This is a genomic window from Halorubrum salsamenti, from assembly GCF_007671685.1.
Classification (GTDB): domain Archaea; phylum Halobacteriota; class Halobacteria; order Halobacteriales; family Haloferacaceae; genus Halorubrum; species Halorubrum salsamenti.
Map to the genome: position 1 here is coordinate 1 of NZ_VCNL01000003.1, position 14,571 is coordinate 14,571.

General features: G+C 63.1%; 15 protein-coding genes. 8 read left to right on the forward strand and 7 right to left on the reverse strand.

The genetic code is table 11. The features are described from left to right. From FGL94_RS09030 to FGL94_RS09040, 3 genes are all read right to left on the reverse strand, one after another. Nucleotides 1-142: 3-hydroxyacyl-CoA dehydrogenase NAD-binding domain-containing protein (locus FGL94_RS09030; RefSeq protein ID WP_241659160.1), on the reverse strand; the 142-nt coding region annotated here is incomplete at its 3' end. Continuing rightward, on the reverse strand, nt 139-669 hold the full coding sequence (locus tag FGL94_RS09035; protein ID WP_144923783.1) for an amino acid-binding protein: 531 nt from the start codon (nt 667-669) through the stop codon (nt 139-141). The genes FGL94_RS09030 and FGL94_RS09035, both read right to left, overlap by 4 nt. 157 nt (nt 670-826) lie before the next feature. Continuing rightward, nucleotides 827-1,495: a type I 3-dehydroquinate dehydratase gene (locus FGL94_RS09040; protein ID WP_345775940.1), complete on the reverse strand. Its 669-nt coding sequence runs from the start codon at nt 1,493-1,495 to the stop codon at nt 827-829. Nucleotides 1,496-1,791: 296 nt separating this feature from the next. Between FGL94_RS09040 and FGL94_RS09045 the strand changes: the two genes are divergently transcribed. Then, on the forward strand, nt 1,792-2,583 hold the full coding sequence (locus tag FGL94_RS09045; protein WP_144923789.1) for an IclR family transcriptional regulator: 792 nt from the start codon (nt 1,792-1,794) through the stop codon (nt 2,581-2,583). A gap of 415 nt (nt 2,584-2,998) precedes the next feature. Here the strand turns inward: FGL94_RS09045 and FGL94_RS09050 are convergent, their stop codons facing one another. After that, nucleotides 2,999-4,165 (reverse strand): MFS transporter, encoded by a 1,167-nt coding sequence (locus FGL94_RS09050; RefSeq protein WP_144923793.1) that lies wholly within the window; start codon nt 4,163-4,165, stop codon nt 2,999-3,001. Nucleotides 4,166-4,537: 372 nt separating this feature from the next. Here FGL94_RS09050 and FGL94_RS09055 point away from each other — a divergent pair, with 372 nt between their 5' ends. Then, complete coding sequence (locus FGL94_RS09055; protein ID WP_144923796.1) at nt 4,538-5,434, forward strand: NAD-dependent epimerase/dehydratase family protein; 897 nt, start codon at nt 4,538-4,540, stop codon at nt 5,432-5,434. Nucleotides 5,435-5,576: 142 nt separating this feature from the next. Here the strand turns inward: FGL94_RS09055 and FGL94_RS09060 are convergent, their stop codons facing one another. Together FGL94_RS09060 and FGL94_RS09065 are read right to left on the reverse strand one after the other, a co-directional pair. Further along, entirely contained in the window at nt 5,577-6,266 is a 690-nt protein-coding gene (locus FGL94_RS09060) for a 4-carboxy-4-hydroxy-2-oxoadipate aldolase/oxaloacetate decarboxylase (protein ID WP_144923799.1), read from the reverse strand. Between the two features lie 136 nt (nt 6,267-6,402). Next, the gene (locus FGL94_RS09065; RefSeq protein WP_144923802.1) at nt 6,403-7,401 is read right to left on the reverse strand and encodes a Bug family tripartite tricarboxylate transporter substrate binding protein; all 999 of its coding nucleotides are present in this window, start codon (nt 7,399-7,401) and stop codon (nt 6,403-6,405) included. Between the two features lie 105 nt (nt 7,402-7,506). On the opposite strand from FGL94_RS09065, the gene FGL94_RS09070 reads away from it, so the two are divergent. Further along, complete coding sequence (locus FGL94_RS09070) at nt 7,507-8,550, forward strand: zinc-dependent alcohol dehydrogenase (RefSeq protein ID WP_144923805.1); 1,044 nt, start codon at nt 7,507-7,509, stop codon at nt 8,548-8,550. 71 nt (nt 8,551-8,621) lie between these two features. On the opposite strand, the gene FGL94_RS09075 is transcribed toward FGL94_RS09070, so the two are convergent. Further along, the gene (locus FGL94_RS09075) at nt 8,622-9,296 is read right to left on the reverse strand and encodes an MBL fold metallo-hydrolase (RefSeq protein ID WP_144923807.1); all 675 of its coding nucleotides are present in this window, start codon (nt 9,294-9,296) and stop codon (nt 8,622-8,624) included. Nucleotides 9,297-9,504: 208 nt separating this feature from the next. Between FGL94_RS09075 and FGL94_RS09080 the strand changes: the two genes are divergently transcribed. From FGL94_RS09080 to FGL94_RS09100, 5 genes are all read left to right on the forward strand, one after another. Next, nucleotides 9,505-10,020, forward strand: coding sequence for a tripartite tricarboxylate transporter TctB family protein (locus tag FGL94_RS09080; protein ID WP_144923810.1), 516 nt, complete (start codon nt 9,505-9,507; stop codon nt 10,018-10,020). Further along, complete coding sequence (locus tag FGL94_RS09085) at nt 10,020-11,501, forward strand: tripartite tricarboxylate transporter permease (protein ID WP_144923813.1); 1,482 nt, start codon at nt 10,020-10,022, stop codon at nt 11,499-11,501. The genes FGL94_RS09080 and FGL94_RS09085 overlap by 1 nt, the downstream gene beginning before the upstream one ends. 285 nt (nt 11,502-11,786) lie before the next feature. Beyond that, the gene (locus FGL94_RS09090) at nt 11,787-12,215 is read left to right on the forward strand and encodes a universal stress protein (protein WP_144923816.1); all 429 of its coding nucleotides are present in this window, start codon (nt 11,787-11,789) and stop codon (nt 12,213-12,215) included. A gap of 385 nt (nt 12,216-12,600) precedes the next feature. Continuing rightward, the gene (locus FGL94_RS09095) at nt 12,601-13,584 is read left to right on the forward strand and encodes a rhomboid family intramembrane serine protease (protein ID WP_144923820.1); all 984 of its coding nucleotides are present in this window, start codon (nt 12,601-12,603) and stop codon (nt 13,582-13,584) included. Further along, the gene (locus FGL94_RS09100; RefSeq protein ID WP_144923823.1) at nt 13,585-14,508 is read left to right on the forward strand and encodes an endonuclease V; all 924 of its coding nucleotides are present in this window, start codon (nt 13,585-13,587) and stop codon (nt 14,506-14,508) included. Nucleotides 14,509-14,571: the final 63 nt, after the last annotated feature.

Genomic DNA, 14,571 nt, shown 5'->3' on the forward strand with positions numbered 1-14,571 from the left:
CGCCGACGTCCCGGCCGTCCGACCCGTCCGCGACGACCGCGCTCGACGAGTCCGCGACCGCCACGACCTCGTGGCCGCGGTCGACCGCGAGCTCCGCGACCGCACGGCCGACGACGCCGGCGCCGACGATCGCGAGTTTCACGGCTCACCCCGCGTCAGCGGCTCGATGAGATGGAGGTCCTTTCCATCGGCGATCCCGCGAATGGTCTCGAGCGTCTCGCTCACCTCGCCCTCCTCGACGGCGAGCCGCAGGCGGGCGCTCGACGTGTTTCGAGTTCCCTGCGGCGCCGACAGCGAGAGGTCCGTCACCGTCGCGTTCGACCCGTCCTGAATCCGCGAGAGGGTGCCCGACAGGTCCGTGTCGACGATGTGTCCCGAGAGGACGCACACGAGCGACTCGCTGTAGCGCTCTTCGCCGGCCTGGATCACGTTGATTCCCCCGTCTTGGAGGTCCTCGACGATCGCCTCGTACTGCGACTCAGTCGCCTCGAGGTCGACCTCCACCGGAATGTGACCGCGCGGCGTCATACTTCCCCGCTCGTGGAAGATAGACAGCAGGTTCCCGCCGTTCTCGCTGATCGGACGCAGCGACCGGAGCAGTTCACCCGGCTCGTCGACGAGTTCGAGCCGGATCATGTAGGCGTGGACCGCGTTCTCGTCCTCCTTCATCGCCGATCGCCCCCGCTCTGGCTACAGAGAGTACACATTGGTGGCGAGTGGCGCGGTACAATAATAAGGATCCCGAAACGGATCTCCTCGCCCCTGCGCTCGTCCGCAGACGCCAATATCGGCTGGGGTCCTCCGCCGGGCCACCGCGGCCGATAAGTCAGTGTTCCGCCGGCTGTCGGTTCTCCGGGCGGTCCTCGGCGGCCGCGGCAGCGCTCTGGATCTCGCTTTCCGCCGTGAGATCGTCGATCAGCGTTCGGAGGCGTTCTAGGGGGATCTGCCCCGGCGCGTACTCGCTCTCGTCGTCCGCGAGCGGCGCGTACCCGAGTCTGGAGCCGTATATCGGAGCGACCGCCCGAGAGTGGCTCCCGATCCGGCCCATCGAGATCCCGGCCACGTCGATGCCCTTCTTCGTTGCGACGTTGATCGAGCGGAGCAGGCGGAGCACGTCCGTGTGCTTCCGCGGGAACGTCGCCACTTTGGCGATGTCCCCGTACTCACCGCACTGACGGAAGATCGCGTCGAGGACCTCGCGTTCCGGGGTGTCCTCGAACGTGTGGTGAGAGACGATACAGTCGACGGCGTTGTCTCGGAGCTCGTCGAGGACCCACTCCATCCCGCGGGCCGTCTCCAGCTCGACGTCGACGACCTCGACGTGATCCGAGCGCGACGCCGCTGACAGTCGGTCGAGCCGCCCCGTATCGGGTGCTTGTCCGCCGAACCAGCGGGTTCGGTTCGTCGCGATGAGCGGGAGCTGCCCGTCGTAGTCGTCGAGCTGCTCCAGCGGATCGTCCGCTTTGTCCATCCGAAATTCGATGACATCTGCCAGCCCGCGCGCGGCCGGCTCCCGCGTCAGATCGTTTGTCGTGGCCGCGAGCACGAACGCCTCGAAGTTCATGCGATACTCTATCATCCGACGAGTGAAAACGTTCACTGTCGACGCAGTCCGTTGCGGACCCGGAACGCACGGCGTCTCGTCGCCCACACGCCGCGTCGCAGTCGGGGCGTCGCATCGCCGTCGGGTCGACCTCGCCGCGCCGGGAGCGCGACACGTGCACTCGGACGTTTCACCTTCGTTGAAACTGACGCGCAGGTATTAGTACGGCCGCTCGCACAGATCGACCTATGGCAAAGCCGAACGGGTCGGAATCGGAAGAGACGGGGCCGCGTCAGATCAAAAGCGTCCGCCACGCGTTCGACATCGTCAGGTGCCTCGACGAGGTCGGCGGAGCGACGCTCTCGGAGACGGCGGAACACCTCGACATGCCGGTGAGCACGGCTCACGTCCACCTCACGACGCTCGTCGAGACGGGATTCGTCGTCAAGAAGTCGGGGGAGTACCGTTGCGGCCTCGAGTTCCTTCAGGTCGGTGGCCGTCTCCGCGATGAGATGGCGCTGTACCAAGCGGCGAAGACAGAGCTCGACGATCTGCGGGAAAAGACGGACGAACACGCGAACGTCGTCGTCGAGGAGAACGGATACTCGGTCCAGCTGTACAAGTCACAAAGCCCGAACTCCGTCGACGACCAGGCGCCGCTCGGCGACCACTTCCACACCCATTCGACGGCGACCGGGAAGGCCATCCTCGCGGAGCTGTCCGCGGAGGAGGTCGACCGCATTCTGGACGAGCGGGAGCTCACATCCGTGACCGACTCCACTATCACCGACGAGACGCGCCTCCGCGACGAGCTCGACGAGATCCGCGAGCGCGGCTACTCGATCAACCGCGAAGAGCATTTTAAGGGTGTCTGCGCCGTCGGGACGGCGATCGTCTCAGAGCCCGACGACGCCGTCGGCGCGATAAGCGTCAGCGGGCCGCTCAGCCGCATGGACGACCACCGGATCGAGACCGAGATCGCGCCCGAACTACTAAACAAAAAGAACATCATCGAGCTCAAGCTCAGGCGTCGTTCATAAAAGTACGAACGCTGATCTAAACATATAAAATCCGTCTTGTTCTAGATAGTATATCTAAATTAGAAATAATTCTCGCAAGTCAAGCCTTATCGATGGGATCAACTCATTTCGGGGATATCGTCGATAATCTTCAAAATACACAGACATATAGCCTATATACGCTTGTGTTCTAAATATATAATCGCAAATTGGGGGTATGTGTTGGTCCTAGACGACATCTGTAGTTCTATTACGATCGAATTCTCACTAATACTCAAATAATCACGTGAAAGTGGAGAAAAGACAATCTAATATTAAATATAGTTGTGTTTTAAGATGCATTTCTGATGTGTGTGGCCTTCATGAGAGGAGAGATCGATGGCTCCGTGCGGTCGTAGCTAAGAAAGATATTTTTTAAATGATGTTAAGAAATATGTTATGTAGGGCGAGGGACGCCGGGCGTGTCCGTCCACCGCCACAGTGTGCCGACGGCGAGAACGAACGCGACGGCGATAGCGACCGCCGTCCACTGAATCGCGGTCCCGATCCCGTACCGCCCCGCGAGCACCCCGACGACTGCGGGCGCCGTTGCGAGTCCGAGGTACGTCGACCCGTTCGTGACCGCGTTGAGCGGACCGCTGTACTCGGGCGCCGACTCGACCGCGTACGCGGAGAGCACCGGGAATCCGGTCGAGATCGCCGCGCCGGCGACGAAAACCGCGGCGAAAAGCGCTGGACCGGTCACGCCCGAGAAGGCGACCGCGAGCGCCGGTATCGCGGGAACAAGCGCCGCTAACAGAAGCAGCAGATGCGGAACTCGTTCGATCGCCGTCGCACAGCCGAGCCGCGCCGGGATGTACGCGAGGAGATAGACCGACAACAGCGCGTTCGCGGTCGCTGTCGGGTAGAACGTCTCGGCGTAGTACACGAGCCAAGTGAAGAGGACGCCTTCGAGCGCTCCGGTGAGAACCATCCCGAGACAGCTCCCGAGAACGGCCGGTCGGCGAAGCAGCGACGCGAGCTCGGCCCGCGACACCGAGCGCTCCGCGTCTATCGAAGGGAGGTCGTACCGCGCGGCAAGTAGGGTCGCGGGGAGGAACGCGCACGCGACGACGAGGAACAGCATCCGCCAGTCGGCGACGGCGAGGACGACGCTGACGAGTTGGGGCGTGAGCACGGCTCCGACGGCCCACACGAGCGTGTAGACCGTGTACATCCGTGCGCGGCGTTCGGCGTGGAGGTGGCTCAACACGACGCGATCGAGGCCGCGAAACGCGCCGGCGGCCGTTCCCTGCCCGAGCAGCGCGACCAGAAAGACCGCGTAGGTGGGAGCGACGCTCATCGCGACGAGCGCACCGACCGTACACGTCGCGCCGACGAGCAGGGACGGTCGCATCGGGAGCCGACCGGCAAGCACTCCGGTGACGACAATCGCCACGAGGAACCCAGCGGTCCCCGCCGGCGCGACGAGCCCCAGCGTGGCCGTCGAAGCGCCGAACTCCTCGCCGAGACTCGCGAGTATCGGCCCCCGTACCTGCACGGCGATAGCATCAGCGAAAATGAACGAGAACACCGCGACCGTCCACGCGCGTCTCTGCTCCATATTCTGTGGCCTTCACAAGATAATATAAAGTTCACTGGTTCCGGAGTTCGCTGCCTCGGGTTCCTCGCCGACGGTGGAGGAGGTCACCCATTCACTCCCAGATGAGTCGTGAGTTTTCACAATGTTGGATACGGCCCCTTTTTGCTCCCGATCTGTCCCGAAAGCGACCCGCCGATCGCTCATACAGCCCCACCCATTACAAACATACGTGTGTAACTATAATGGTTTTTCGATATGTATATTCCAACGATAGTGAAATACATCGAGCGGCGAGAGCAGGCGTTTCAACGAGGCTCGCAACCCGTCTGAAGCCGGGTGAGATTCGGAGAACACAAAGAGTTAAATGAGATGATGAACGACCGACGATCAGCGATGGCAGCTCAAAATGTGCTTGTGACGGGTCCGTTCGGTGAGGCCGGGGAGGCGATCCTCAACCACATGGCGGACGACGATCGATACGAATTCACGTACCTCAACCGGAGCGATCACCCGGACTACGAGACGCACGTCGCGGACATCGCCGACTACGAGGCGATACGACCGGCGTTCGACGGACAGGACGCCGTTATCCATCTCGCCGCGCAGTCCGACGCCGGTGCCGACTTCGAAGAGATAATCGATCCCAACATCCTCGGGACCTACAACGTGCTCAAGGCGATGGAGGACGCCGGCGTCGAGAAGCTCATCTATGCATCCTCACAGCGCGTGATGGGACTCTACGAGGAGGACCACGCTCCGGAACTCTACGAGGAGGATTATCCGAGCGAACACGACCCGTTCCGGCTCACCCACGAGACCCTTCCGAAGCCGGACGGATACTACGGCGCCTCGAAGATGTTCGGCGAACACATGTGCCGGGTCCACGCGCGGCGCGACGGTGCGCCGGAGCATGTGTACTCGCTGCGCATCTCGAGCGTCCGAACCGAAGAGTACGATCACCCGTACGGCGACGCGGAACGCGGGGTCGACAGGGGAGACGAACACCGCGTCGACGACGACGAGGTGTGGGACCAGTCACAGACCGGGTCCTGGAAACGCGGGAGCGAGGAGTACAATGAGATGGTAAAGCGGCTGAAGGCGTCTTGGACCTCCCAGCGCGACTTCGCGCACATGCTGGAGTGTTGCCTCGCGGACGAGGAGGTCACCTACGACGCGTTCTACGCCGTGAGCGGGAACGCCGCTCGCTGGTTCGGTATCGAACACGCGCAGGCCGTGCTCGGCTACGAACCGAAAGACGACGGCGGAGAGTGGGACGGACCGCCGAAGTAATCGGTGTTCGCGGTTGTGATCAGGGGGACGTTCCGCCAGGTAGTCAGGACGGGCCGATCGTCGGTTCGATCTAAACGCCGGCGTGATCGCTGTCCGGGTCTCGGACAGTCACGTCGCGAAAGGCGCTCCGCCCCTGACGCGTCTACTGGATCGAGTCCTCTGGACCCACGACCTCTAGGTTGTCGAGTAGCTCGTCGTAACCGTTGATCTCCAAGAGGTACTCACCCGACTTGACCTCCTCGCGCGTGGCGTCTTCGGCGTCCATCTTCTCGTGAGCGAGTTCGAGCACCCGCTCGGCGCCGTCGCCGGGAATGACCGCGATCCCGTCGTCGTCGCCGACGAGGATGTCGCCGGGGTCGACGCTCACGCCACCGACCGAGACCGTGACGTTCACCGACCCCGGATCCTGCTTGAGCGGCCCCTGCGGGTTCACGCCGCGTCCGTAGACGGGGAAATCCATCGCCGCGATCTCGGGGCTGTCCCGGTAGCCGCCGTCGATGACGAGACCACCGAGCCCGTTCGCCATACAGGAGGTACACATCAGTTCGCCGACGTGGCCGACATCGGTGTAGCCGTCACAGTCGATGACGAGCACGTCGCCCGGCTCGGCCATCGTGATCGCTTTGTGGATTATCAGGTTGTCCCCCGGCGACGCGTTGACCGTGACCGCCGTCCCGGCCATCTCGACGCCGTCGCCGGCGGGCGTGATTCCAGCGTCCATGGTGAGGCCGATATTCCCGGTCACATCGGAAACGATCGTGCTCGGGACCTCCTCGAAGGCCTCGACGATACTCCGGTCTGGCCGCTCGATGTCGTGTTCGATGGTGTGCACATTCCCGGCGAGGTTTACCCGACGCATAAATTCATCGGTGAGTTACTCCCCGTCCGATATCGCCACGCCAGTTACTGCGGCCGTTCCGTGACTTCGAGAAAAACGGAGTCGCTTCGCGTTCGTGGTCCGACGGCCGTTACTGCTCTTCGATGCCGAGTTCGTCGACGAGGTTCCCGTAGAATTCGTACTGCTCGTCGAGGAAGGTGCGCAGCTCGTCGCCGGTCCGGCGGGTCTGGATGAAGCCGTTGTTGTTCATGAACTCGACGAAGCCCTCGTCCTCGTACACCGACTGATACGTCTCGAGGAGGCTCTGCTGGACTTCGTCGGAGATACCGGTGGGCGCGAAGTGCGCCAGCCAAGAGCCGATCTCGATGTCGAGCCCTTCGTCGGCCAGCGTCGGCACGTCCGGGAGCGCGTCGACCGGCTCGCTGAAGGCGACCCCGAGCGCCTCGAGTTGGCCGTCCTGCACCTGCGGTGCCGCCTCCGCGGCTCCCACGGCGGTGGCGTCGACCTCCCCGTTCGCGACGGCGGTCATCGCGGGCGCGGCGCCCTCGTAGGAGATGTGCTCGACCTGCACGTCGGCCTCGCTGGCGATCCCTGCCGCAGCCATGTGCCAGGAGGAGCCGAACCCGGAGTTCGCCATCTGGATCGTGTTGTCTTGGCCGTAGGCGACCCAGTCATCGACGGAGCCGAAGTCGGAGTCCTCGTTGACGAGCAGCGTCGCCGGGAACTCCGTGTACTGCATGATCGGTGTGATGTCGTCGGGACTGAGATCGGCGATACCGAGATGCTCGAACAGCGCGATCTCGGGCGCCGTACAGCCGATCGTATGGCCGTCGGCGTCAGCGTTGGCGGCCGCGTTCATCCCGACCGATCCGGAACCGCCGGTCTGGTTGCTGACGTTCCAAGAAACGTCTGTGTAGTTCTCCGCCGCGTCGGCGACCGCGCGGCTCGTCCGGTCGGCTCCGCCACCGGCCGCCCACGGTGAAACGATCTCCACGGGCCGAGACGGCCACGACTGACCGCCGCTGAGCTGATCGAGACAGCCCGCGGTTGCCGCGAGCCCGGTGACGCCAGCGCTCTTCAAAAACGTCCGCCTGTTCGATGCAGTTCGGCCGCTGGTATCTCTTACCATGCCAATCCTGCATATTCGACTGTGTATAATAAGCGTTTGGATCGTTCGAGGGGGTAGAGTGTCCGATACCAAAACCTTATGTCACACACCCGTTCAGAATCCAGTATGCGAGGGCTCGCAAAAACCCGCCGTGACTCCGGGAGTATGGAACTTGTCGACATCGAACAGCCCAAACCGGCCGCAGACGAGGCGCTCATCGAAGTCGAGTACGCGGGACTCTGTGGAAGCGACGCCGGCATCTACCAGTTCAAGTCCGCGTTCGAGCGGATGTCACTCCCGACGGTAATCGGTCACGAATACACGGGGAAGGTCGTCGAAGTCGGCGACGCGGTCACGCGGATCGATCCCGGACAGCGCGTCGTGGAACGACCGATCCGCGGATGCGGCGAGTGCTTCCAGTGCCAGATCGGAAAGGAGAACATCTGTCAGAACATCGAACTGACCGGTATCGACCGCGATGGCGCCTACGCCGGCTACATCACGGCCCCCGCCGACTCGTTACAGATCGTCCCGCAGGGAGTCGATCCGCGACACGCCGCGCTCGCGGAGCCGACCGCGGTCTGCACGCGCGCAGTCATCGAGAACTCTCGTGTCGGTGCCGGCGATACCGTCCTCGTCGCCGGCCCGGGACCGATCGGGCTCCTCACCGCACAGGTCGCGGACGCGCAGGGCGCGACCGTCACCGTCGCCGGCGTGGGACGAGACACGAACTACCGACTCCCGCTTGCGGAGGACCTCGGCTACGCCACGGTCAACATCGAGGAGAGCGACGTGGAGACGCACTGGGCGGAAGACACGGGCGGGCTCGGGTACGACGTCGTCTTCGATACGACCGGTCACTCCTCCGGGCTACCGATGGCGACCGACGCGGTTCGGAAAGGGGGCCAGATCGTCATGATCGGTCAGGCCGGTGAGACCTCGATTCCCACCACGTCGCTGGTCCGGGCGGAGGTCGATCTCCAGTGTTCCTACAGCGCGCTGTACCGCGACTTCGACCGGGCCTTCCGACTGATCGCCACCGGTGATGTCGACCACGAAACGTTTCTCGACGACCGGTTCAGTCTCACCGACCCGGAGACGGCGTTCGAAGCCTTCCTGTCCGGCGAGACGTGCAAGCCGGTCTTCGACGTATCGGTGTTGCGAGAGTAGGTCTCGGTGTTGCGAGAGTAGGTCTCGCTGCGGGATGATTCTGTGTGAAAACGGAGTTGGCTCCGACTCGGTTAGTCCGTCCGAGGGTCCCACTCGTTCCACTCGCGCTCGACGAGGTAGTTGTCGAGCTTCCCCTTCGGGTTCTCGAAGACGTGTGATCCGTGGAAGACGAGAAGCGCGTCAAACTCGTGTTCGAGCAGCGCGTAGAGGTTCAACTCCGCGTCTCTGTGATTGTCGTTGAAAAGCGCCGGCGGCGGGAGGAGATACCCGGCCGGAAGTCCGCCCCGGTCGGCGCCGTCGAGAACGTCGCCAGAGATGAGGATGTCTCGGTCCTCGAGGAGCAGCGCCGACGTCGCCTCCGTGTGGCCGGGCACCTGGATGACCCGAATGTTGCCGTCGAGGACATCGCCGTCCTCGTAGGCGACATCCGGCTCGATATCGAGGTTCGCTTCCTCGAGGTGGTCGTAGAGCTTCGTCTCGTCGGCCGGCATCGCGATCTCGGGGTCGAACGCCTCTACGACGTGGCTGAGTCCGCCGTGGTGACCGTGGTCACCGTGCGTGAGGATCACGCGATCGACTCCCCCGTATTGCGACTCCAGTGTTTCGACGAGTTCGGGCCCGTTCTCATCGAAGGCGGTGTCGACGAGCGTGATCGACCCCGGTTCCGGGACGTCTTCGAGCACGAACACACGGACGTGTTCGAACTGTATCTGGTCGATACCATCGACTACGTTACTTACGCTCATAGTCATCTCGATGTCCGGTCGTTTCTGAATTAAATCTGCCGGAGTTTCTCAGGTTCGGACAGTCTCGTCTGATCGACGCCACGAGCCGACCGATCTCACGCGGTCGTTCGGTCTCTCCGTTCGATCAACCGACCTCCTCTCGGCCGCATAAAGGGGTTCCAGTAGCTTTATACAAGCAGATCCCCTGTTTGCCGAGTGAGAAGTACACATGGTAAAACAACGTATCGCAGACACGGTCGACCGGGTCTCCGTAGGGATGCTCTTGTCGCACCCGCTGTCGGTCGGATTCATCCTCCTCTCGCTCGTGGTCATCTACGCCGCGAGCAACTTCCCCAACGACAGTTTATTCGGACCGAGTTTCTTCCCGATCCTCACCTCGGTCGGGATAATCGTCTTCGCTGCCGCCGACATGCTGAACGGAGGCGAAACCGAACTCGAAATGAGCGACATCGACGTTCGGCCGCCGACCGTCGTGTTGGGACTCCTCGTGGCGTACGTTCTCGCGATACCGATTTTGGGGTTTTGGGTCGGGTCGATGCTATTCCTCGGGGTCCTCCTCTACTACTCCGGCATTCGGTCTCCGCTGCTCCTCGTCGGCCTTTCGCTCGGCGTGCCGACGCTGCTGTTTTACGTTTTCGGACGGATATTCCTCGTCCGGCTCCCTGAGGCGATCATCCCGGTATCCCGACTGCTGCCGCAACTTCCGCTGGTGGTGGGTGTCTAATGACGGTTGACTACATCGTCCAAGGAGCTCTCAACGCGACGGACCCGCTCGCCGTCGGGCTGATGATCCTCGGTATCCTGCTTGGTATCCTCATGGGATCCATCCCGGGAATGACGGCAACGATGACCATCGCTGTGCTGCTGTCGTTCACCTTCACGATGGACCCGGCCAACGGGATGATGCTGCTCCTCGGAATTTACGGCGGGGCGGTGTACGCGGGGTCGATCCCGGCGATCCTCATTCGAACGCCCGGAACGCCGTCGGCGGCGGCGACCATCTTCGACGGATATCCCCTGTCACAGCGAGGGGAGGCCGGGCGGGCGATCCGCGTCGCTACGATCGCCTCCTTCGTTGGCGGTTTTATCAGCGTCCTCGCGCTGATGTTCTTTTCGCCCGTGATTGCCGACGCCGCGCTCAATTTCCGTTCGCCGGAGTTCTTCGCGCTCGCCGTCTTCGGGCTAACGATCATCGCCAGCGTGAGCGGTGACTCGGTCACGAAGGGAATGGTCTCCGGACTCCTCGGGATGTTGGTCGCGACGGTCGGGATCGACCCGATCACGGGGTATCACCGGTTCACGTTCGACCTGCCCGCCTTGCTCACCGGCGTCGAGTTCATCGCGGTGATGATCGGACTGTTCGGGATCGCGGAGGGTCTCCGAAAGTACGGTCAAGGAATTAAAACGGACAGAGAGCGGGTCGATCAAGACGTATCGGGCGCGCTCCCGTCACTGTCGGACCTGCGGGCGATACTCCCCGTGAGCGCCGGCGGTGGCATCCTCGGATCGCTGATCGGATCGATTCCGGGTGCCGGCGGCGATATCGCCGCGTTCATCACGTACAACGAGGCCACCCGGTGGATCAAAGACGCGGTACCGTCCTTCGGCGACGGAAACATCCGCGGAGTCGCCGCGGCGGAGTCGGGGAACAACGCGAGCACTGGCGGTGCCCTGATCCCCACGCTGACACTCGGAATCCCCGGAGACTCCGTCTCCGCGATCCTCATCGGTGCGCTGTTGGTTCACGACGTCAATCCCGGCCCGGGTCTATACCAAGACGAGCCGGAACTGTTGTACACGATATTCGTCGGGTTCCTGCTCATCTACGTGTTCATCCTCGTCTTCGGGCTGCTCGGTGCCAACTACTGGGCGCGGCTCATCAACATCCCCAAGCAGTTCCTCTGGCCGGTCATCCTACTGCTCTGTGTGATCGGCGCGATCGCGCTCCGTGGGAACCTCTTCGACGCGTGGATCATGCTCGGGTCCGGCGTGCTCGGCTACGCGATGCGCCTCCGCGGGTATCCGCTCGCGCCGATGGTCCTCGGGCTGATCCTCGCTCCGATCGCGGAAGAGAACCTGCGTCGGTCGCTGGAGCTGTCGAACGGATCGCCCGACATCTTCCTCACGAGTCCCATCGCGCTCATCATCCTCCTGTTGAGCGTCGGGACGATACTCTTACCTGCGGTGCGAGCGCTCCGCGAGTAGCGCTCGAGAGACGGAGTTGTCGCCCCCTCGGAACCCGTCGTCTCGAACGTCCCTGCAGCGGTTTCCGGTGTCCGCGTTCCACTATCAGTGAGTGCGTTTCCGAATATGGGCAAAACCCTCGCTAGTACGAGTACGACAGACGTGCACCCGTGTTGCCACGACCCCGAGTTCCGACTGATTTCCGGAGAAGTGGGATCAATCGCACCTGCGAACAGTTGCCGGTAGACGGCACCGTTCCGGTACCGGTCGCCAAAACTATATTATACCGGCGAGGAAAGGGCAAGCATGACGATCGTTGCAGCCGTCGATCGGTCCGAGAGAGCGTCGAACGTCGTCGACGAGGCGGCCGCCCTCGCACGGGCGTTCGATGACACGGTTCACGTCGTACACGCCCTGACGCGCTCGGAGTTCCTCGATCTGGGGATCACCAGCGCACAGGCGGAGGAGCCGAAAGACATGAGCGAGATCCGCGAGGCGGCCAGCGACATGGCGGCTGAGGCGGTCTCGGATATCGACGTACCGTACGAGACGGTCGGCCTCGTCGGCGGGCCCGTCGAAGAGGTCGTGCAGTACGCGGACGAGAAGGACGCGAGGTACATCGTCGTGAGCCCGAGACGGCGGTCGCAAACCGGGAAAGTGCTGTTCGGTAGCGTCGCGCAGTCGATCCTGCTCAACGCGACCACCCCGGTGGTCTCGACGATCGAGTCGGAGTAGAAATATAAGAATACAATATATCCATTTATATTTAGATATAACACAGATATAGCTTCAAGAGGAGACACATCCGATCGGATGTATAGAGTATATAAATAATACGTAGAAAATACACTAAAAATTAGTAATTAATAAGAAAAGAAATAAAATATTAGTTATTTTTGCGTTTATAGTTGATTATACCATATTCCAGTATAGCGGCGCAGATCGATTCCGCATTCGACAAACAGATAATTATATTGTCTTTTCTGATTAATAATTCTATTTCTGAAATGATCGGTGCGGAACCACCGAACGTGGTACGCTCATGGACGGTGGATATCTGACATGGTGAGAGCGGTCTGAGAGCCAAACCGCTTTACGAACGCCCCCGTAAGACCTGGTAATGGCGACGTGCGACGTGTGTGGGGAGTACGAGAACCTCCCGTATCAGTGTAAACGGTGCGGCAAGACGTTCTGTGCCGACCACCGTCTGCCCGAGAACCACGACTGTCCGGGGCTCGCCGAGTGGGACGATCCCGGCGGCGTCTTCGACAGCGGGTTCGACGAGAGCGTCGAGACCGGCGGGTCAGGTGGCTCGGGCGGCACGTCGGCCGGCATCTCAGGGCGTATCAAGCGACGGATCGACCGCGAGACGAGCACCGGCGGGCTCGTGAGTTACTTCCGCGGGAACGCGACGTACGCCATCCTCGCGGCGATGTGGATCACGTTCGTCGCGCAGTTGATTACGTACCACGGGATCAGTGTGACCCTGCACAACCAGCTGTTCGTCCTCCAGTCGAACGCCCTCGGGAACGTCTGGACGTGGGTGACTTCCGTGCTCTCTCACTCGCCCGTCGGTCTCTATCACATCATCGGGAACAGCGTGGTACTGTTCTTCTTCGGCCCGCTCGTCGAGCGCGCGGTCGGCTCCCGCCGCTTCGTCGGGTTCTTCTTCGCGTCCGGGATCCTCGCCGGCCTCGGCCACGTCCTGTTCGCGATCGCAACGGGCGCGCCGCCGACCGGCGTGCTCGGCGCAAGCGGCGCCGGATTCGCGATCCTCGGCGTTCTCACCGTCTGGCGACCGAACATGCAGGTGCTCCTCTTCTTCGTCATCCCGATGAAGATCAAGTACCTCACCTGGGGGATCGCGCTCGTCTCGGCGTTCCTCGTCGTACAGAGCCTCCAAGCCGGCGGAGCCGGCGCCGCCGGCGGCATCGCGCACCTCGCGCACCTGATCGGGTTCGCGATCGGGCTCGCGTTCGGCAAGCGCAACGAGGGCCTCGCGCGGTCCGCGGGCGGTTCCGGCGGGATACAGATGGGTGGCCCTGGCGGGCCGGGCGGCCCCCGCGGACCGAGCGGCCCAGGCGGTCCCGGCGGGCGATTCTGAATGGGACGCGAACCCGCGGCCGACCCGCCTCGCGGCGACCTCGACGACGTCGAGCGCTCCGATTTCCTCCCGGACCCGTCGCTGTCGCGCGGGGAGATGGAGTCGCTCCAGCGCGAGCTGGCGGCGACGGCGACGTTCGCGGACGATCACGGGATCGATCCGACCGCGGTCGCGATCGACGAGCCCGCGGACCTGACTGACGGGCTGCCGGACCCACGCCAAGAGACGCTCCCGGGCACGCGCTCGAGCGCCGGCGATCCGGAGTCCCCGGTCGTCGTGGGGATCGATCAGGCGTTTCTGACGCCCGACGACGAAGCGGACCGGGCCGTCTCCGCCGCGGTCGCGATCCGCGACGGCGACGTGATCGAGTACGCCAGCGCGATCACGCCCCTCTCGATCCCCTACATCCCGGGGCTGCTCGCGTTCCGGGAAGGTGGGCCGATGCTGGCGGCGCTCGACGCGCTCGAAGCCGAGCCCGACCTGCTGGTCTGTGACGGCTCCGGCCGGATCCACTTCCGGCAGGCCGGCGTGGCGACTCACGTCGGCGTCCTGCTAGACGTGCCGAGCGTCGGCGTCGCGAAGAGCCTGCTGTGCGGCACGCCCGACGAGTCCACCGACGAGCGACCGACGGGATGGCGAACGCCGATCCGGGCGGACGAGTCGGTGGAGACGGCGGGCGTGGACGGCGAGGCCTTCGACGGCGACAGCGACACTCCCGCAGCCCCCGTCATCGGCCACGCCTTCCAGTCCCGACAGTACCCGAACAGCCGGCGCGTGAACCCCTTGTACGTGAGTCCCGGCCACCGCGTGTCGCCCGCGGCGACCGTCGAGATCGTCGAGGCGCTGTGTGCGGGCTACAAGCTCCCGGAGCCGACCCGGATCGCGGACGCGTATGCCGACGCCGTGAAGCGGGACGCGGCGTGAACGCGAGACGGGAGACAGGAACCGTGATTCGTGCCACCAGTTGCCACAGTCAGGCGGTTTATA